The sequence below is a fragment of the Halobaculum sp. XH14 genome (genome assembly GCF_032116555.1).
In the GTDB taxonomy this organism is placed as follows: Archaea; Halobacteriota; Halobacteria; order Halobacteriales; family Haloferacaceae; genus Halorarum; species Halorarum halobium.
Genome location: NZ_CP134949.1, coordinates 1,177,651 through 1,195,449 on the forward strand (window position 1 = coordinate 1,177,651; position 17,799 = coordinate 1,195,449).

At 67.7% G+C, this 17,799-nt stretch carries 19 protein-coding genes and 1 tRNA gene; 13 read left to right on the top strand and 7 right to left on the bottom strand.

Annotation, left to right across the window (positions count from 1 at the left end; genetic code table 11):
* Positions 1–187: 187 nt before the first annotated feature.
* Positions 188–1,060, bottom strand: a complete 873-nt coding sequence (locus RJT50_RS05945; protein ID WP_313694988.1) for a fumarylacetoacetate hydrolase family protein — start codon at positions 1,058–1,060, stop codon at positions 188–190.
* A 180-nt stretch (positions 1,061–1,240) separates the two neighbouring features.
* Between RJT50_RS05945 and xacF the strand changes: the two genes are divergently transcribed.
* A complete protein-coding gene (gene xacF, locus RJT50_RS05950; RefSeq protein ID WP_313694990.1) occupies positions 1,241–2,692 on the top strand; it encodes a 2,5-dioxovalerate dehydrogenase in 1,452 nt (483 codons plus the stop codon).
* 40 nt (positions 2,693–2,732) lie between these two features.
* Here the strand turns inward: xacF and RJT50_RS05955 are convergent, their stop codons facing one another.
* Positions 2,733–3,809: a mannonate dehydratase gene (locus RJT50_RS05955; RefSeq protein WP_313694993.1), complete on the bottom strand. Its 1,077-nt coding sequence runs from the start codon at positions 3,807–3,809 to the stop codon at positions 2,733–2,735.
* Positions 3,810–3,940: 131 nt separating this feature from the next.
* Here RJT50_RS05955 and RJT50_RS05960 point away from each other — a divergent pair, with 131 nt between their 5' ends.
* From RJT50_RS05960 to RJT50_RS05990, 7 genes are all read left to right on the top strand, one after another.
* Complete coding sequence (locus RJT50_RS05960; RefSeq protein ID WP_313694995.1) at positions 3,941–4,375, top strand: PPC domain-containing DNA-binding protein; 435 nt, start codon at positions 3,941–3,943, stop codon at positions 4,373–4,375.
* Between the two features lie 31 nt (positions 4,376–4,406).
* A complete protein-coding gene (locus tag RJT50_RS05965) occupies positions 4,407–5,171 on the top strand; it encodes an SDR family NAD(P)-dependent oxidoreductase (protein WP_313694997.1) in 765 nt (254 codons plus the stop codon).
* A gap of 215 nt (positions 5,172–5,386) precedes the next feature.
* The gene (locus RJT50_RS05970; protein WP_313694999.1) at positions 5,387–6,853 is read left to right on the top strand and encodes an extracellular solute-binding protein; all 1,467 of its coding nucleotides are present in this window, start codon (positions 5,387–5,389) and stop codon (positions 6,851–6,853) included.
* Between the two features lie 60 nt (positions 6,854–6,913).
* Positions 6,914–7,849 (top strand): carbohydrate ABC transporter permease, encoded by a 936-nt coding sequence (locus tag RJT50_RS05975; protein ID WP_313695001.1) that lies wholly within the window; start codon positions 6,914–6,916, stop codon positions 7,847–7,849.
* Positions 7,846–8,703, top strand: coding sequence for a carbohydrate ABC transporter permease (locus tag RJT50_RS05980; protein ID WP_313695003.1), 858 nt, complete (start codon positions 7,846–7,848; stop codon positions 8,701–8,703). The genes RJT50_RS05975 and RJT50_RS05980 overlap by 4 nt, the downstream gene beginning before the upstream one ends.
* 181 nt (positions 8,704–8,884) lie before the next feature.
* On the top strand, positions 8,885–10,030 hold the full coding sequence (locus tag RJT50_RS05985; RefSeq protein WP_313695005.1) for an ABC transporter ATP-binding protein: 1,146 nt from the start codon (positions 8,885–8,887) through the stop codon (positions 10,028–10,030).
* 92 nt (positions 10,031–10,122) lie between these two features.
* Complete coding sequence (locus tag RJT50_RS05990) at positions 10,123–11,079, top strand: mannonate dehydratase (protein ID WP_425499722.1); 957 nt, start codon at positions 10,123–10,125, stop codon at positions 11,077–11,079.
* Positions 11,080–11,633: 554 nt separating this feature from the next.
* Here RJT50_RS05990 and RJT50_RS05995 read toward each other — a convergent pair.
* Both RJT50_RS05995 and RJT50_RS06000 read right to left on the bottom strand, forming a co-directional pair.
* Positions 11,634–11,993, bottom strand: a complete 360-nt coding sequence (locus RJT50_RS05995; protein ID WP_313695008.1) for a four-helix bundle copper-binding protein — start codon at positions 11,991–11,993, stop codon at positions 11,634–11,636.
* A 136-nt stretch (positions 11,994–12,129) separates the two neighbouring features.
* A tRNA-Arg gene (locus RJT50_RS06000) sits at positions 12,130–12,204 on the bottom strand.
* A gap of 132 nt (positions 12,205–12,336) precedes the next feature.
* Here RJT50_RS06000 and RJT50_RS06005 point away from each other — a divergent pair.
* The 3 genes from RJT50_RS06005 to RJT50_RS06015 all read left to right on the top strand — a co-directional run bounded on the left by RJT50_RS06005 (position 12,337) and on the right by RJT50_RS06015 (position 14,475).
* The gene (locus RJT50_RS06005) at positions 12,337–13,179 is read left to right on the top strand and encodes a geranylgeranylglycerol-phosphate geranylgeranyltransferase (RefSeq protein ID WP_313695009.1); all 843 of its coding nucleotides are present in this window, start codon (positions 12,337–12,339) and stop codon (positions 13,177–13,179) included.
* A 161-nt stretch (positions 13,180–13,340) separates the two neighbouring features.
* On the top strand, positions 13,341–13,949 hold the full coding sequence (locus tag RJT50_RS06010) for an RAD55 family ATPase (protein ID WP_313695011.1): 609 nt from the start codon (positions 13,341–13,343) through the stop codon (positions 13,947–13,949).
* A gap of 103 nt (positions 13,950–14,052) precedes the next feature.
* A complete protein-coding gene (locus RJT50_RS06015; protein WP_313695012.1) occupies positions 14,053–14,475 on the top strand; it encodes a CoA-binding protein in 423 nt (140 codons plus the stop codon).
* 64 nt (positions 14,476–14,539) lie between these two features.
* Here RJT50_RS06015 and RJT50_RS06020 read toward each other — a convergent pair whose 3' ends face one another.
* Both RJT50_RS06020 and RJT50_RS06025 read right to left on the bottom strand, forming a co-directional pair.
* Complete coding sequence (locus RJT50_RS06020) at positions 14,540–15,520, bottom strand: PLP-dependent cysteine synthase family protein (protein ID WP_313695013.1); 981 nt, start codon at positions 15,518–15,520, stop codon at positions 14,540–14,542.
* A 100-nt stretch (positions 15,521–15,620) separates the two neighbouring features.
* Entirely contained in the window at positions 15,621–15,929 is a 309-nt protein-coding gene (locus tag RJT50_RS06025; RefSeq protein ID WP_313695015.1) for a DUF5798 family protein, read from the bottom strand.
* Between the two features lie 97 nt (positions 15,930–16,026).
* Between RJT50_RS06025 and surE the strand changes: the two genes are divergently transcribed.
* Together surE and RJT50_RS06035 are read left to right on the top strand one after the other, a co-directional pair.
* Positions 16,027–16,833 (top strand): 5'/3'-nucleotidase SurE, encoded by an 807-nt coding sequence (surE, locus tag RJT50_RS06030; RefSeq protein ID WP_313695018.1) that lies wholly within the window; start codon positions 16,027–16,029, stop codon positions 16,831–16,833.
* Positions 16,834–16,915: 82 nt separating this feature from the next.
* On the top strand, positions 16,916–17,038 hold the full coding sequence (locus tag RJT50_RS06035; RefSeq protein ID WP_313695020.1) for a hypothetical protein: 123 nt from the start codon (positions 16,916–16,918) through the stop codon (positions 17,036–17,038).
* Positions 17,039–17,096: 58 nt separating this feature from the next.
* On the opposite strand, the gene RJT50_RS06040 is transcribed toward RJT50_RS06035, so the two are convergent.
* Positions 17,097–17,789 carry a competence/damage-inducible protein A gene (locus RJT50_RS06040; protein WP_313695022.1) on the bottom strand — a complete coding sequence of 231 codons (693 nt, stop codon included), beginning with the start codon at positions 17,787–17,789 and terminating at the stop codon, positions 17,097–17,099.
* Positions 17,790–17,799: the final 10 nt, after the last annotated feature.

Sequence of the window (17,799 nt, forward strand, 5' to 3'; positions counted from 1 at the left end):
CGTGGGCGGGTGTAAAGACGACTAAAAGGCGAGTTCCCGAGATGACCCGACGGGCGAGATTCGGCTCGGCCTTCCGAGTGGACGCTCGCAGTAACTGCCGAGGAGCGACCTCGTGGCGCAAGTGGACCTGATCGGGAAACCGCGTGGACGAACGAGGGGGACGCGACCGGGCGGACGGGACCGCGACTCAGACCGAGACGACCGGGTTGACCAGCGTCCCGACGTTCTCGATGTCGATCCGGACCTCGTCGCCGGCGGTCAGGCTGAACTCCTCGGGCGGGACGAGCCCCGTCCCCGTCATCAGGACCGCCGTCTCCGGCACCGAGTTGTGGTCACGGTAGTACGTCGCCAGCTCCTCGGGCGAGCGGACCATCCGCGCGGTCGAGGTCGAGTCGCTGAACACCGTCTCGCCGTCCCGGAGGATCTCCATCGACATCACGAGGTCGGCGGGATCGCCCACGGACGCCGGTGAGACGACGCACGGTCCGACCGAACAGCAGCGGTCGTAGATCTTCGCCTGCGGCAGGTACAGCGGGTTCTCGCCCTCGATGTCGCGGCTGCTGACGTCGTTACCGACGGTGTAGCCGACGATCTCGCCGTGGTGTAACACGACGGCGAGTTCGGGTTCGGGCGCGTTCCAGTCCGAGTCGCCCCGAACGCCGACGGCCTCCCCGGGGCCGACGGTCCTGCTCGGGGTCGCCTTGAAGAAGATCTCGGGACGCTCGGCGTCGTAGACGTTCATGTAGATCTCGGCCATCGAGCTCTCCTGTTCGCGCGCCTTCTCGCTGATCTCGTAGGTGACGCCCGCCGCCCAGACTTCGTCGGCCCGGACCGGACACAGCAGGTCGGACGCGAGGTCGCCCCGGGGGAGTTGCTCGGCTCCGGCGAGTCGGCGGCGCGCGATGTCGTCGACGGGCTCGCCGGCGAGGGAGGCGGCTCCCGCGAGGTCCCGAAACCCGGTGAGTCCGGGGTGGGTCGACGTGAGATCATACACCCCGTCGCCGTCGTCGACGACGAGTCTCCGGACTGCCCCCTCAGCTGCGAGCTGGTAGTACCGCATACAGGAGACTCCAAGCAGTCGTATAAATAAATAGTGGTCAGTGGTCCGGCCGCTGTCAGGTACGGCCGGAACCGCTCGTGCCGGCAGCGACGCCGGCCTGACACGTGGATGGGGGTCCGACCGCCGAACTCGGGTCCGGCCACCGAAAGACCCAATATCGCGGGTGGGGCAGGTGATGGTATGCCAGAACGTGACGGAAACTTCATCGACGGCGCGTGGACACAGGCGGAGTCGGGCGAGACGTTCGAGGTCGTGAACCCGGCACGGACCGACGAGGTCGTCTCGACGTTCCCGCTCTCGGACGAGTCGGACGCGGCGCGAGCGGTCGAGGCCGCCCGTGCGGCGGCCGACGACTGGGCGAACACGCCCGGCCCGGCCCGCGGGAAGATTCTCCGCGAGGCCGGGTCGCTGCTGGAGGACCGACGCGAGGACCTGGTTCAGTTGTTGACCCGCGAGGAGGGGAAGACCCACGACGAGGCGCGGCCGGAGGTGGTCCGGACCGTGGACATCTTCTACCACTACGCGGAGAAGGCGGCCGACTACGGCGGCACGGTCAAGGCCGCGAACTCGTCGCGGAAGACGCTCCACACCCGGAAGGAGCCGCTCGGCGTCGCCGCGCTGATCACCCCCTGGAACTACCCCATCGCCATCCCGGCGTGGAAGCTCGCGCCCGCGCTCGCGGCCGGGAACACGGTCGTCATCAAGCCGGCCACCCAGGCACCGACGGTCGCGGCCGAAGTGGTCGGCGCGCTCGAGGAGGCGGGGCTCCCCGACGGCGTGGTGAACCTCGTCACCGGCCCGGGCAGCGCCGTCGGCGAGGCGTTCACGACCCACCCCGAGGTCGACGCGGTCTCGTTCACGGGGAGCGGCGTCGTCGGCACCGAGGTGTACCGCGGCGCAACCGCCGAGGGCAAGCGCGCGCAGGCCGAGATGGGCGGGAAGAACCCGACCGTCGTGATGCCGAGCGCCGACCTCGACGAGGCGGTCTCCATCGTGGGCGCCGGCGCGTTCGGCGTGACCGGCCAGGCGTGTACCGCCTGCTCGCGGGCCATCGTCCACGCCGACGTCTACGACGAGTTCGTCGCGGGCATCGTCGACTACGCCGAGTCGCTCTCGGTCGGCGCGGGCGACGAGGGCAACGACATGGGGCCACAGATCAGCGAGGGCGAGCTGGAGGGGACCCTCGACTACGTCGACGTGGCGAAGACGGAGGGCGCGACCCTGGCGACCGGCGGCGAGCGGCTCGAGGACGGCGAACACGCTGACGGCTTCTTCGTCGAGCCGACGGTGTTCGCCGACGTGGACAACGACAGCCGGCTCGCCCAGGAGGAGGTGTTCGGGCCGGTGCTCGCGGTGATCCGGGCCGAGGACTTCGAGGAGGCCGTGACCGCCGCGAACGACACCCGGTACGGGCTCTCGACCAGCATCGTCACCGACAGCCACGCCGAGGCGAACGAGTTCGTCGACCGCGCCGAGGCGGGCGTCGTCAAGGTGAACGAGAAGACGACCGGGCTGGAACTCCACGTCCCGTTCGGCGGGGTGAAGGAGTCCTCGACCAACACGTTCCGCGAACAGGGCGACGCGGGGCTCGACTTCTTCACCACGACGAAGACGGTGTACCGGAACTACTGACCGGCACCGAACCCTCCCGTTTCCGGCGATCCGTTGCCTACTACTCCTTCCCGCTCCGTTCGGAGTCCAGCACGGCCAGCATCCCGTTGAGGTAGCCGACCGCGTGGGCCCGTCCCCTGTGTTCCCAGTCCGTGTCGCCCTCCACGTGGGGGACGTGATCCGGGATGACGAGGCCGTCGAAGCCGACGTCCAGCAGCGCGCGCAACACCGCCACCGAGTCGTAGTTCCCCTCGTCGAGGAACGTCTCGTTGAACGACGGCACCGACCCCTCGACGTCCCGGAAGTGGACGTAGAACAGCTTATCCCGCTCGCCGAACTGCCGGATGACCTCGATCACGTCCTCGCCCATCTCCGACCAGCAGCCGAGACAGAACTCCAGCCCGTGGTTCGGGCTGTCGACGACGTTCATCGCGCGCTCGAACGCCTCGAAGCTCCGGAACAACTGTGGGACGCCGCCGAGCGATTCCACCGGCGGATCGTTGGGATGGAGACAGAGCCGCACGCCCGCCTCCTCGGCCACCGGGACGAGTTCGCGGACGAAGTACTCGTAGTTCTCCCAGAGTTCGGCCTCGGAGTACTCCCTGTCGTGGGTGAGTTCGTCGTCGACCGCCGCGAGGTCGAACCCGGTCGCGGTCGCGCCGCCCCTGACCGGGACGGTCGTGTTCCGCCAGACGCCCGAGGGCATCCAGTGGTAGCCGAACGTCGGGATGCCCGCGCGCCCCATGTTGCGGACGGTGCGCTTCATCGAGGCCAGTTGCTCCTCCTTGCCCGGCAGGCCCAGCATGAGCTTGTCGTAAAACGAGACGGGCACGTTCTCGATGGCGTTGAGCGTGAGCCCCTCGGCCTCGACGCGCTCGCGGAGCGCGACGAGTTCCGCCTCGGACCACTCGCCATCGTCGCCCAGCGGCGGCGTCTCGTCGTCGGGCAGGTGCGGATAGTCCGGCGAGTACTGGTACATGTTGAGCAGGACGTCCGTGACGCCGAGTTGCCGGCAGAAGCGGAGTTTCTCCGGCGTCGGATTCATGAACTGTCCGAGCCCCACCCGCATCGGGGGTGACGGCGACTCGGTCGTCGGTGACTCCGCGACGTCGCTGTCCGAACTGGTCGGTCGGCCCATGCCCGTCCCTCGCCGCACGGGGGGATAACAGTTTCCGGCGGTCCGGGGCCGGTCCGCCGGCACATTCATAAGAAATATGACGTAATAGTTAACCCCCCGCGTTTCCACGCCATCAGTGTAGGGAAACTACAATGGAGACATTCGAATCCAACGACGAGCACATCTTCGTCCGACTCGACCCCGGCGACTACGCGCTGGAGTCCATCACGGAGGCATGCGCGAAACACGACGTCGACTCCGGCGTCGTCGTCTCGGGCATCGGCACGTTCCGCAACCTGAACATCCACTACGTCCCGACGACGGACTTCCCCTCGGAGAAGTCCGAGCGCAACACGTTCCTCGACCTCGACGGCGCGTGGGAGGTCGGCACCATCGACGGCGCGATCGCGGACGGCGACCCGCACCTCCACGTCATCGCCTACAACGGCGAGGAGACGCTGGCGGGCCACCTCGAGAACGAGTGTGAGGTTCACATCCTCAGCGAACTCGTCATCCGTCGAATCGACGGCCCCGCGCTGACCCGGCGGCCGAACGAGAAGAACGTCGGCACCCTGCAGCGCCGGTAGGGCCGACGAACCAACTGTCCCACTTTCACTCATGCCCGAGTATCCAAAGGTAACAGTCGACGGCAAGACCGCCGTGGTCATCGGCGGAACGAGCGGCATCGGCGAGGCCATCGCGCTCGCGTTCGCGGAGGACGGGGCCGACGTGGTGGCGACGAGCAGGCGGGCCGACGCGGTGGCCGACACCGCCGAGCGGGTCCGGGACCACGGCGCGCGGACCGTCGAGACGACGTGTGACGTGACCGACCGCGACTCCATCGAGGCGATGCGCGACGCGGTCCTCGAGGAGTTCGGTTCGGTGGACGTGCTCGTCAACTCGGCGGGCGTCGCGGCCCGGACCGAGTTCCTCGACCTCACCGTCGAGGACTGGAACAGGGTCATCGACGTCGACCTCAACGGGACGTTCCACGCCTGCCAGTTGTTCGGCCGCGTGATGGATGAGGGGAGCATCATCAACGTCTCCTCGATGTCGGCGGACCTCGCGCGCGAACGGCTACTGCCGTACTGTGCGGCCAAGTCCGGCGTGAACGCGCTCACGCGCTGTGCCTCGCGGGAACTGGCGCCGGACGTCCGCGTGAACGCCATCGCGCCCGGCTTCGTGATGACGCCGCTCACCGAGGAGGAGTACAGCGAGGGCTCGGAACTCCGGCGCGGCATCGACGAGCGCGCGGTGCTCGGCCGCGTCGCCGAGCGGGAGGAGATCACCGGCACCGCCGTCTACCTGGCTTCGGACGCGTCGAGCTACACGACCGGGGAGGTGCTGTTCGTCGACGGCGGCTTCACCAGGAACGCGCTCTGATCGGCGCCGGGACCGCGACCCGGACCGCCGGTCGGCGTGACCATCGAGCCGGGAACGACCACGATTACTCCCTCCGAATTTCGGCGTCAGAGCCCTCACGACGCCGATTCCCTCCAAACACGATGAATATTACAGATAGATATATATGGGGTGGTGGTCAACGGAGAATCGGAGCTATGGCACGAGGTAGCAATCCGAACGGTAGTGGTAGAGCCATGCGTCGTCGCAGATTCCTGGCGGGTGCGGGGGCGACGGGCGTCGCGCTGACCGCCGGCTGTGCCGGCGACGGCGGGAACGGCGGCGACGGAACACCGACCGACTCGTCCGACGGGGGCGGCGGCAACGGAACGACGATGGGCGACTCGAACGGGAACCGCTGGGACGGCGTCACCGTCGTCTACTGGAACCGGTTCCACAACAACTCCGGCCAGGCGGCCGAGGCCATCAGAGGCGCGATCAGCAGCTTCGAGGAGGAGACCGGCGCGACCGTCGAGGTCGACTACTCCTCGGGCGAACCGGGCCAGCGGTGGCTCACCCTGGCGCGCGAGGGGGAGCGGCCCCACATCATGGACCAGGTGTCCGGGCAGGTCGGCCCGTTCGCGGAACTCGGCATCGCCAAGCCGTTCAGCGAGTACAGTCACCTGTTTAGCGACGAGCTGATCGAGCACACGTCGTGGTTCATGGACGTCCTGGGCGAACAGGCGTACGCCGGGTTCGGCGGGCAGGCCTACGAGTTCAAGTTCAGCAGCGAGTCCGCGCGGCTGTTTCTCGCCCGACGCGACCACCTGGAGGCGGCCGGGCTCAGCCCGGAGGACGACTTCCCGCCGACCGACTTCGAACACAGCGTCGAGATCGCCCAGACCATGCAGGAGGACGGTCCGGGCAACTACGGCTGGCAGATCTACGGGTCGAGCGGCGACGTGACCGACACGTGTACCGAGGACTGGCCGGTCGCCCAGGCGGGACAGGCCGGTAAGATCCTGAACGAGGACTGGTCGGACACCCAGATCGACGACGAGCCGATCAAGCAGACGTACGAGAACTTCGTCTCCCTGCACACCGAGTATGAACTCTCGAGCCCGGGGACGGTGTCCCAGTCCGACGAGGACGGCACGCAGTTGCTCATTCAGGGCGAGGCGAGCATGACACAGGTCCCGTCCGCGACGTACGCGGACCTGCTCGCCAACGCGGAGGACCAGGTCATGGACGGCAACTTCGTCTTCGGCGCGCCGTGGAAGGGCGAGTCGGGTGCGCGGGGCATCATCGGCGGCGACGGCGTCGTCTTCGTGAACCCGCCGGACGGCGCGGACCAGAACGAGTGGGACGAGGCACAGGAGGCCGCGGCGGACCTCCTCGAGAACTACCTCTACCACTCGGTGGACTTCCAGCGGCGGATGTTCAGCACCATCGGCGGCGGCCCGCTCCGCGACGACGTCTCCACGGAGGACATCATGGGCGCGGTCGACGACCCGACCGGGTACGAACAGACGAACATCATCGAGGCGTCCGAGCTGGGGACGTTCGACCAGGAGGACTACTACCTGCAGGAGGCCGCGCCGTTCTTCGGCCAGATCCAGCAGGGGATCATGCCCGGCTACATCCAGCAGGCGCTGCAGGGACAGATCACCGCGCGGGACGCGCTGGACCAGGCCGCCGAGGAGGCGCGCGCCCAGTTCTTCTGACCTGCGACGGCTCAGGGGGAAACAGTTATTCCCCTCCGATTTCTCCTTCTTCATATCGCCATGCTAGGTGTGACCACTAACCTGTCGGTTTTCCGGCAGCGTGCAATCAACGCGAAGCAAGTCCTGCGGCGGGACTGGCTCACGTACAGCATGCTGCTCCCGGTGCTCGTCATCATGGGCACGCTCGTCTGGGGATCGCTGCTCGACGGCATCTGGATGAGCTTCCACGAGTTCGACTTCCTCGGGCGGCGCGTCTGGGTCGGCCTCGACAACTACGCGTACGTCCTGGGCTGGGACACGTTCTGGACGTCGCTGAAGGCGACGATCATCTTCGGCACCGTCACGTTCTCCCAGCTGCTCATCGCGCTGATCGCCGCCGTCGCCGTCAAGCACGCGCGGTTCCGTGATTACCTGAGCGCACTGTTCGTGATACCGTACACGATTCCGGGACTGGTCTCCGGGACGATGTGGGTGTTCATCCTCCACCCCGACCTGGGACCGATCTTCCCGCTCCTGGTCGATTACGGGATCATCAACGAGACGATCTATTGGGGGACGAGCGGCGACACGGCGATGGCCGTCATCATGTTCGCGGCGACGTGGGCGTACTGGCCCCTCGCGTTCATCATCCTCACGGCCTCGCTCGACGGGATTCCCGAGGAACACTACGAGACCGCGCGGGTGTACGGCGCGAGCAAGGTGCAGGCGTTCTTCCACATCACGCTGCCCCAGATGAAGGGTGCCATCCTCATCGCGGTCAGCCTGCGGACCATCTACAACCTCACGAAGGTGAGCCAGCCGCTCCAGATCACCGGCGGCGGTCCGGGGTTCGACACGTCCGTGCTCGGCATCCTCGTCTACCGGTTCACCGAGGGGTCCCAGCGCTTCGGGCTCGCGATGACGGTGGGCGTGATCCTCGTCATCGTCACGATGATGTTCGTGATCCCCTACATCCGCTCGTTCGAGCGTGACACCAACACGGGTGGTGTGGCATGAGGCTGAGCGTCGACACGCTGACCGGCGCACGGTTCGACCTCGAGGACCTCGTCTTCAGGTCCTCAGTGTACCTGGTCATCGCCGGGCTGGCCGCGCTCGTGCTCATCCCCCTGGTCATCGTCGTCGCCGTGGCGTTCACGCCGTCGAGCGAACTGTTCGAGAACCCGGCGGTCTGGTTGCCGTCCGAGCCGACGACCCAGTACTGGAGCGAGGGGTTCGTCGAACTCCAGGAGGGGCTGATCCACAGCTTCGTCATCTCCGTCGGGACCGCCGTCATCGCGCTGTTCGTGACGATCCCGGGCGCGTACGTGTTCGGTCGCAAGGAGTTCTTCGGCAAGCGCTTCGTCTTCTACGCGATCATCCTCTCGCTGCTGTTCCCCTCGATCGTGCTCGTCGTGCCGGTGACGGCACGGTGGCTCGAGTGGGGGCTGTACAACTCCTACCACGGGCTCTGGATCGCGTTCCAGATCTTCATCACCCCCTTCGCCATCTGGATCCTCCGGGACTACTTCAGCAAGCTCCCGGAGAACCTTGAGGAGGCCGCACAGGTGTACGGCTGCACCGAGTTCGGCGCGTTCGTGCGCGTCATCCTCCCCATCGCGCGCCCGGCGCTCATCGCGGTCGGGTTCCTGGCGTTTCTGAACGGCTGGAACGAGTTCCTGTTCGCCAACCTGCTCACGACGAGCAGCGGGGTCCAGCCCGCCATCGTCGTGCTCTACTCGACGCTCCACGGCGGGCAGGGCGAGAGCATCGCCTGGGGCATCCTGATGGCCGAGGCCATCATCATCGGCACGCCGCCCGCGGTCCTCTACTTCGTCGCCCAGCGCGGGCTCAGGGGGACGTTCGGCGCGTAGTCGCTCCCGACTTCCCCGGCCGGCACGACCCTCCCGCGGTTTTCCACGACCACGTCACGAGTCGACGAGTGGCCCGACTCCGCGAGGTCTCGCTCACGACTCGACGGGGCTCGCCACTCCGATCCGGTCATGCAAAGAGTTAACAGTCCCCGATTAGTCTCTCCATCAAGGTAGTACGGAGATGAGCGAGGCCACAACTGACGGACGGCGACCCGAAGCGAAGCGAGAGCCAGACCGGTCAGCGGAGCCGGTCATCAGCATCAGAGACCTCAGAAAGACGTTCGACGGGGGCGAGATCATCGCCTGTGAGGACATCGAGCTCGACATCTACCGGGAGGACTTCGTGGTCCTCCTCGGCCCCTCGGGCTGCGGGAAGACGACGACGCTGCGGTGTATCTCCGGGCTGGAGATTCCCGACGGCGGCCAGCTTCTCATCGACGGCGTGGACATGACCGGCGTCAAGCCGAAGGACCGAAACCTGGCGTTCGTGTTCCAGAGCATCGCGCTGTTCCCACACAAGGACGTCCGGGGGAACCTCCGGTTCGGGCTCGACATGTCGACGGACCTCTCGAAGGCGGAGAAGAACGAGCGCGTCGAGGAGATCGCCGCGATGCTCGGCATCGAGGATAAGCTCGACCGGAAGCCGGCGGACCTCTCGGGCGGCCAGCAACAGCGCGTGAGCCTCGGGCGCGCGATGGTGATGGAGCCGGCGGCGTTCCTGCTCGACGAGCCGTTCTCCGCGCTCGACGCCAACCTCCGCAAGCACATGCAGACCGAAGTGAAGGAGCTCCAGCGCCGGCTGGAGACGCCGATGGTGTTCGTCACCCACGACCAGGAGGAGGCGATGGCCATCGGGGACAAGATCGTCATCATGGACGACGGGCTCATCCAGCAGGTCGGGACGCCCTACGAGGTGTTCAACGAGCCGACGAACCGGTTCGTCGCCGACTTCATCGGCTCGCCTTCGGTCAACATGTTCGAGAGCGAACTCGTCCGGACGGACGAGGGGCTGACCCTCAGCAACGACCTGTTCACGCTCCCCGTCGAAGACGAGGTCGGCGGCACGGCGGAACCTGGCGCGGTCACCTTCGGCGTCCGCCCCCAGTACGTCCACGTCGCGGAGGAGGGCGAGGGTCTGTTCACCGGCGACGTGACGCTCGTCGAACCCCAGGGCGACCGCGACACGGTGTACTTCGACGTGGACGGGCGGGAGGTGCGAGCGGTCGTCCCGCAGAACTCCGTGAGCGCCGGCCGAACCGACGTCGCCCTCGACGTCGACCGGGACAAGTTCTGGGTGTTCGACGCGGAGGGAGACCGGCTGTTCTGAACGCGGCGGGCGACCGATTCGTTCGGGGGACGTTCCGCCGGTGGGAAAGTATAAACCAGCACTCGCCCTCTACGACGACGGAGGACGGAACCATTCAGCTTTCACTCATACTCCCGCCGGAACCGGACGAGCGCTGGGACCTCGCAAAACAGTTGGGCGTGACGACCGCGGTCGTTCACCCCCTCGAGATCGGCGACGGGACCCGGTTCTGGGACTTCGACACGCTCCAGAAACTGACGAACTGGTTCGAGGGCGCCGGCCTCGAGGTCGGCGTCATCGAGGGTAGCGTCCCGCTCACCGAGACGACGAAACTCGGCCTGCCCGGCCGCGACGACGAGATCGAGACGTTCCAGCAGTTCCTCCGGAACTGCGGGGAGCTCGGGATTCCGGTCGTCTGCTACGACTGGTTCGTCGGCGTCCGCTGGGCGCGCACGAGCGCGCACGTCCCCTCCCGCGGCGGGTCACTCACGACCGAGTTCGACGCCGAGCGGATGCAGGGCGGCCCGCCCGTTCGGGCCTCCGGGGTCACCAGGGAGGAACTCTGGGAGAACCTCGAGTACTTCCTCGAACGGGTCGTGCCGGTCGCCGAGGAGGCGGGCGTCAAACTCGGTCTCCACCCCGACGACCCGCCCCGCGAGGAGATCCGGGGCATCCCTAGAATCGTCACGAGCGTCGAAGCGTACGACCGCGTGCTCGACGTGGTGGACAGCGAGTACAACGGCGTCACGTTCTGTCAGGGGAACTTCGCCGCGATGGGCGTCGACGTCCCGGCGGCGATCCGGCACTTCGGCGACCGGATCAACTTCGTCCACTTCCGCGACGTCGAGGGCGACGCCGATAGGTTCGTCGAGACGTGGCACGACGACGGCCCGACCGACATGCTCGCCGCGATGCGCGCGTACCGCGTGGTCGGCTTCGACGGGCCGATCCGCCCCGACCACGTTCCGACGATGGCCGGCGAGTCCAACAGCAACCCCGGCTACGAGACGCTCGGGCGGCTGTTCGCCATCGGATACATGAAGGGGCTGCTCGAACAGACCGAGTCGTGACGGGCGTTGGGGGGACCTGTTGGCGTGGTGCTGTCCCACGAAGCTCCAAGCTTGGCGCTAAGTTCGTGTCAGAAGAGAGTTCTTCTCCACTCTCCTCGAACCTCTGTCCTTTTTGCCGTCGGTCGGCTGCGGTCGGAGCGTGGATCGACGTGTTCGAACTCTGACCGGCCGTCACGTGGGCACGATGGCCGAGTAATCGACTGTTAGCGGTCCGATACCGGCGATTTGATCCGTAACGATCGATCGCGGGACGGGTTCAGGGCCGCTCGGTTGCTGCGCCGTCGTTTCTCGAAGGCGACCCATTGACGAGCGGCGAGTTGCTGATCGAGTTCGCGTTTCGTTCGGACTCGCGGCCACTTAGACGTCCTCTCCCGGCGGTTTCGAGTCGTCGGAGCGCGGAGTTCGTCGATCGGATGCTCGACTGGCAAGAATCCAACCATATTGTAAACCGATATACCTACTGAATTGGTAGATGCTCTCCGGGCCGGTCGCGGAACTTGCGTGTGCCCCGGCGAGAACGAACTAGTTGGGGGATCAGATCAGCCCGGACCGACTCAGGCGCCCGCCATTTCTCGGCAGGACTCCGCGCACTCGCGGACGACGTCCGCACAGATCTGGCAGTGGTCCTGCTCGTGGCGATCGCACTCCTCGGCGCACTCCTCACAGACGCCGGCACAGACCTCGGCGAGGCCGGTGCTGTAGTTCGAATCGCGCGCCATGAACCGGGCGTGGAGCGTCGCCACGTCCGCGACGTCCCGACAGAGTCGGATGCACTCGGCCATCCCCTCGCCCTCGTCGATGCACTCGTCGGCACACCACTCGCAGACCTCGGCGGCCTCGAAGCAGTTCTCCAGGCACTCCCGTTCCCTCTCGCTCAGGTGGTCGATGTTGGACGCGGTTTCGGCAAGGGACATTGCGGTCGGTCGTTTCGTTGCCGGATTGGTTATCGTGGTCGCTGTAAATACAAGCCTCTATGGCTGGGACCGTGGACGACTGTGCTTCTCCAGAGTTGTAGCTGGGGCGTTGGCTTCGAAACGAGTGGTAACCGCATGGGCGCTGCAGGATTTGAACCCGCGACAGCCTGGTCCGAAGCCAGGTACTCTGTCCAAGCTGAGCTAAGCGCCCTGTACGTTCGGTAGCGCCGGACCGCTTTTAACTCCCGCGCTTCGCCGCCACCCGGAAACGAAGCGAACACGCCACGATCGACCGCCACGTGTCGCGTCATTTATGCCGGACCCGGCTGGATTCCGTCACGACATGGGGGACAGGACGGCGTTCGCGACGGGGCTGCTCGAACTCACCCGGCCGGGGAACGCAGTCGCGGCGGGGGCGCTGACGTTCATCGGCGCGTTCGTCGGCGGAGGGCTTCGGGCCACCAGCGTCGCCCTCGCCGTCGCCGCCACCGTGTTCGCCGTCGCCGCCGGCAACGCCGCCAACGATTACTTCGACCGGGACATCGACCGCGTGAACAGGCCCGACCGGCCGATCCCCAGCGGTCGGGTCTCGCCGCGAGGAGCCGCGGTCTTCTCGGCCGTGCTGTTCCTCGGCGCGGTCGTCGCGGCGGTCACGCTGCCCGTGCTGGCGCTCGGGATCGCCGTCGTGAATCTGGTCGCGCTCGTCGCCTACACGGAGCTGTTCAAGGGGCTCCCGGGAGTCGGCAACGCCGTCGTCGCGTACCTCACCGGGAGCACGTTCCTCTTTGGTGCCGCCGCGGTCGAGTCGCTCGGCCCGGACGTCTGGGTGCTGTTCGGGCTGGCGGCCGTGGCGACGTTCGCGCGGGAACTCGTGAAGGACGTCGAGGACGTCTCGGGCGACCGGGAGGAGGGGCTCCGGACGCTCCCCATCGTCGCCGGCGAGCGGGCGACGCTCACACTCGCCGTCGTCGTCATGGCACTCGGCGCGGGGGCCAGCGTCCTCCCGTACGCACGCGGGACGTTCGGACTCGCGTACCTCGCGCTCGTGATCCCCGCCGACGGCGTGATGGTCGGCGCGACCGCCCTGGGGTTCAGGGATCCGGGGACCGCCCAGCGCTGGCTCAAGCGCGGGACGTACCTCGCGGCCGCCGCGTTCGTCCTCGGGCGGATAGCGGTGCTCGGCTGAGTGTGGAGCGGACGGTCACGGCGGTCGCAACCGGATGGGATTCAATCAAAAAGAATAATACCGGCTCACGGCATGGACCTAGCGACTGATGACTCCCTGCGAGACGTTCCGTCTTGCGAGCCCTCCGTGGACCCGTCGCGGCCCGGGGGTGGGAGTCCCCCATGTATGAGGTTTCGACGCTGGGATCCAGCATCGAACCCGGATCGAACGTCCTCTTCACCGGCCCGCCGCTGAGCGGCAAGCGCGAACTGGCCCTCGACGTGCTCGCGGAAGGGACCGAACGGGGGGAGGGCGCGATCATGGTGACGACGAAGGACAGCGCGGACAGGCTCCTGAAACGGTTCGGCAAGCGCGTGAGCCACGACGGGAAGCCGGTCGCGGTCGTCGACACGGTGACCCGCCAGCAGGGCGTCGGGGACGTCCGGGACGACGACCGCATCAAGTACACGTCCTCGCCGGTCGACCTCACCGGGGTCGGCATCAAGCTCTCCGAGTTCCTCGAGAACTTCCACGCGGAGCGTGGCATCGAGCGGAACCGGGTGATGCTCCACTCGCTCTCGACGCTTCTGATGTACACCGACCTCCAGACCGTGTTTCGGTTCCTCCACGTGTTCACCGGCCGCATCCAGAGCGTCGACGGCCTCGGCGTCTACTGCATCGACTCGACGGCCCACGAGGAACGGGAGATGAACACGCTGAAACAGCTGTTCGACGGCATCGTCGAGACGTCCGAGGACGCCGAGCCCGCGGTGCGGATCGCGGACGCCTGAGGCGACGCCGACGCGCCGATGCCGGTTTCCCCCGCCCTTCGGCCGTGCGCCCGACGGGCGCTCCCGCCGAACGCTTAACGCCCGGGCGGGCCAATCGCCCGGCATGCCAGTGACCGACGACGAGGGGCTCCGCGAACTGCTTTCGATGGACCCCGTCGCCGTAGTCGGCTGTTCGAGCACGCCGGGAAAGGCCGCCCACGACATCCCTGCGTACCTCCAGCGGCACGGCTACGAGGTGATCCCGGTGAACCCGTACGCCGACGAGATTCTCGGCCGCGAGGCGTACGACTCGCTGGCCGACGTCGAGGCGGACGTCGAACTCGTCGACGTGTTCCGGCCCAGCGACGAGGTCGCGGGGATACTCGATCAGGTGCTCGACCGAAAGGAGTCCCGCGGTGACGTTCGGGGCGTCTGGCTTCAACTCGACATCACCGACGACGAGGCGCTCGCGCGGGCGGAGGAGGCGGGCCTCACCACCACGCAGGACAGATGCATGAAAGTCGAGCACGGCCGGTTACTGGGCTGACCGGCACCGGACGCGACGGCCGAACCGACGACGCGTCGCCGGTAGGCCCCCGGGTTCCGGTCCGTTACCCGGTCCACTCCTCGAACGATCGATAGACGCCCTTCGAGAGGTACCGCTCGCTCGAATCGGCAAACACCGTCACGACCGCGTCGTGGGGCGCGTCCACCTCGCCGGATTCGATCTCGCGTGCGACCTCGCGGGCGGCCAGCGAGTTCGCCCCCGAACTCGACGCGACGAGGTGGCCCTCCTCGCCCGCGAGTCGGGCCATCTCGCCGTGGATCGCCTCGTCCGAGATGGTCTTGAGGTCGTCGACGAGGTCGGGGTCGAACAGCTCGTTGGTGGCGACGTCGTGGGTACCGATTCCCTCGGTCTTGTACTCGCCCTCCTCGGCGTCCTCGCCGAAGAAGTCGCCGTACGTTGACCCCTCGGGCTGGACGGCGACGACGTGGGTGTCGGGGTTCCGTTCGAGCGCGTACTCGGCCATCCCCATCAGCGTCCCGCCCGTGCCACAGCCGGCGACGATGGCCCCGACCTCCCCGTCGAGCGCCTCGAACGCCTCCGGCGCGGTCGTCTCGTAGTGTGCCTCGGCGTTCAGCGGGTTCTCGAACTGCTGGGGGACGACCGCGTCGTCCAGTTCCTCGGCCAGCGCGTGGGCGCGCTCGATGGCGCCGGCCATCCCGTCCTCGCTCGGGGTGTTGATCACCTCCGCGCCGAGCGCGCGCATGAGCTGCTGTTTCTCGACGCTGAAGCGCTCGGGCACGACGAACACCGCGTCGACGTCGAGTTGCCCCGCGGCGACGGCGAAGCCGATGCCGGTGTTTCCCGCGGTCGGTTCGATGACGGTTCCGCCCGGATTCAGCGTTCCCGCCTCGAGCATCGCCCGAACCATGTACTCGCCGATGCGGTCCTTCACGGACGCGCCGGGGTTGAACGACTCCAGCTTCGCGTGGACCGGAACTGACTCGGGGGAGGCGTGGACGCGGACGAGCGGCGTCTCGCCGACCGCCTCCAGCACCGAATCGAGCGGCTCCCGGTGTGTGGTCATGTACTGGCAAAGATTGCCAGGGGTTACGTATCTTGCTATCCGGGGGCGAGGTCGCCCTCGCCGGGACCGACTCGGCGAACCGGTCGCGCGGCGTCTCCGATCAGGCGGCCGACCCGTCCGATTCGGTCCCCGCGTCGTCCGAGGCGGCGTCATCGGCCGAACTCTCGTCGGTCGCCGCGACCTCCTCGACGACGGCATCCGGGTCGATGCCCCGCTCCTCGGCGAGCGCGACGACGAGCGCGCGCTGCTCGGCCAGTTCGCCCTCGACCCGCTCGACGCGCTGCTCGGTGGTGGAGACGGTGTCGCGCATCCGGTCGACCTCCTCGCGCATCTCGTTCACCCTCGCGTACAGTTTCTCGGCGGTGTCGGCGACCGTCTGGATCTTCTTGGCCGTGCTTCCCAGTCCCATGGCCGGTCTATGCGACCCGCACGCCCTGTGTCTTGTGGTGTGCGGTTCGACGGGAACGAACCCACGTGCTTTTGCTCCCCGTCGCCGACCACCCGCCATGACGACGAGCCGCGACCCTCGATTCCTCCTGACGAACGACGACGGCATCGGGACGGTCGGCTTCCGGGCCCTCTACGACGCGCTCTCGTCAGTCGGCGAGGTGATCGCGGTCGCCCCCGCCGACGACCGGAGCGCGGTCGGCCGCTCGATGTCCCACGGCGTGAGCGTCGAGGAACACGAACTCGGCTACGCCATCGAGGGCACGCCGGCCGACTGTACGGTCGCCGGACTCGAATCGCTCTGTCCCGACGTGGACATGGTCGTCTCCGGGTGCAACAAGGGCGCGAACCTCGGGTCGTACGTCCTCGGCCGCTCGGGAACCGTCTCCGCGGCCGTCGAGGCGGCGTTCTTCGACGTGCCCGCCATCGCCATCTCGCTGTACATCCCCGCGGGGACCGGCGAGTCGTACCGGGAGTTCGAGGTGACCGAAAGCGACTACGCCGAGGCGACGCGCGCGGCGCGCTATCTCGCCGAGCACGCCGAGGACGCGGGCGTGTTCGACACCGCGGAGTACCTGAACGTGAACGCGCCCTGGCCGGACGAGTCGCCCGCGAGGATGGTCGTCACGCGACCCTCGACGCTGTACGACATGACCGCCGAGCGCGACGGGGACCACATCGCGCTACACGACCGAACCTGGGACGTGATGAAGCGGGGGACGGTCCCGGACCCGGTCGGCACCGACCGGCGGGCGATCGCGGACGGACACGTCTCCGTCTCGCCGCTGACGGCCCCGCACACGACCCGGCACCACGACGAACTCGACCGGCTCGCGGACTCGTACGCGTCGGAAGCCGGGGACTGACCGCGATCGGTCCTGATGGTTGACCTCCTCGTCCGCCGGAGTGGACACGTTTATGCGAGGCGGGTCGGAACCGTCGGTCACCATGAGTCCGTTCCTCCTCGCCCAGTCGGAGGCGCCGCGCCTGCCCGTCACGGAGACGGCAGCAGTCGTCCTGATCGCCAGCCTGCTCCTCACGGTCGGCTGGCTCGTGTACTTCTACCGCTGACACCCGAGTCGACCGCTGCCAACGGGAGTCCCGGTCACGTCGACCGGGACCGTCCGCCTCAGTTCTCGACCGGATCGACACGCTCGCGGAGCCACGCCGCCGCGCGCTCGGCCTCGCCCCGCTCGCCGGCGGTCAGCTTCACCCTGACGTGTTCGCCCGGGTACGAGCCGACGGAGACGTCGAACGCCTCGCGGAGCGCCCCTAGGCGGTCGACCAGCGTGGACTCGGGTTCGTCGACCGCGACGAACTCCGTGTAGGTCACCTGCCCCGAGAACTCGGAGGCGACGCCGTCGAACATCGCCTCCATCTCGTCGGGGACGCCCGGGAAGACGTACACGGATTCGAGCACGCAGCCCGGCGCGACGCCCGCCCCGTTGTGCAACGGCCGGGCGCCCGCGGGGAGCGCCGCCGTCCCGTCGTTCAACTCGGCCGCCGCGTAGCCGCCGTGTTCGGTGAGCCAGTCGAGCGCCTCGGCGTTCTCGACGAGGTCGCGGCCGAAGGCGGCCGCCACGCCGGCCATCGTCACGTCGTCGTGGGTCGGGCCGATGCCGCCGGTGACGAGGACGGCGTCGTACTCGGCCCGGTACTCGTTGACGACGCGGGCGATGTCCGCGAGCCGGTCGGGGACCGTCGTGACGCGCTCGACCGACACGCCCCGCTCGTTGAGCCGGCCGGAAAGCCACGTGGCGTTCGTGTTCTCGGTGTCGCCCATGAGGAGTTCGTCCCCCACGGTGACGATGGCCGCGTTCATGGACCGGGGA

Coding starts and splice junctions, on each gene's coding strand:
- RJT50_RS05945 (WP_313694988.1), bottom strand. CDS start 1,060: ATGCGGTACTACCAGCTCGCAGCTGAGGGGGCAGTCCGGAGACTCGTC.
- xacF (WP_313694990.1), top strand. CDS start 1,241: ATGCCAGAACGTGACGGAAACTTCATCGACGGCGCGTGGACACAGGCG.
- RJT50_RS05955 (WP_313694993.1), bottom strand. CDS start 3,809: ATGGGCCGACCGACCAGTTCGGACAGCGACGTCGCGGAGTCACCGACG.
- RJT50_RS05960 (WP_313694995.1), top strand. CDS start 3,941: ATGGAGACATTCGAATCCAACGACGAGCACATCTTCGTCCGACTCGAC.
- RJT50_RS05965 (WP_313694997.1), top strand. CDS start 4,407: ATGCCCGAGTATCCAAAGGTAACAGTCGACGGCAAGACCGCCGTGGTC.
- RJT50_RS05970 (WP_313694999.1), top strand. CDS start 5,387: ATGCGTCGTCGCAGATTCCTGGCGGGTGCGGGGGCGACGGGCGTCGCG.
- RJT50_RS05975 (WP_313695001.1), top strand. CDS start 6,914: ATGCTAGGTGTGACCACTAACCTGTCGGTTTTCCGGCAGCGTGCAATC.
- RJT50_RS05980 (WP_313695003.1), top strand. CDS start 7,846: ATGAGGCTGAGCGTCGACACGCTGACCGGCGCACGGTTCGACCTCGAG.
- RJT50_RS05985 (WP_313695005.1), top strand. CDS start 8,885: ATGAGCGAGGCCACAACTGACGGACGGCGACCCGAAGCGAAGCGAGAG.
- RJT50_RS05995 (WP_313695008.1), bottom strand. CDS start 11,993: ATGTCCCTTGCCGAAACCGCGTCCAACATCGACCACCTGAGCGAGAGG.
- RJT50_RS06005 (WP_313695009.1), top strand. CDS start 12,337: ATGGGGGACAGGACGGCGTTCGCGACGGGGCTGCTCGAACTCACCCGG.
- RJT50_RS06010 (WP_313695011.1), top strand. CDS start 13,341: ATGTATGAGGTTTCGACGCTGGGATCCAGCATCGAACCCGGATCGAAC.
- RJT50_RS06015 (WP_313695012.1), top strand. CDS start 14,053: ATGCCAGTGACCGACGACGAGGGGCTCCGCGAACTGCTTTCGATGGAC.
- RJT50_RS06020 (WP_313695013.1), bottom strand. CDS start 15,520: ATGACCACACACCGGGAGCCGCTCGATTCGGTGCTGGAGGCGGTCGGC.
- RJT50_RS06025 (WP_313695015.1), bottom strand. CDS start 15,929: ATGGGACTGGGAAGCACGGCCAAGAAGATCCAGACGGTCGCCGACACC.
- surE (WP_313695018.1), top strand. CDS start 16,027: ATGACGACGAGCCGCGACCCTCGATTCCTCCTGACGAACGACGACGGC.
- RJT50_RS06035 (WP_313695020.1), top strand. CDS start 16,916: ATGAGTCCGTTCCTCCTCGCCCAGTCGGAGGCGCCGCGCCTGCCCGTC.
- RJT50_RS06040 (WP_313695022.1), bottom strand. CDS start 17,789: ATGAACGCGGCCATCGTCACCGTGGGGGACGAACTCCTCATGGGCGAC.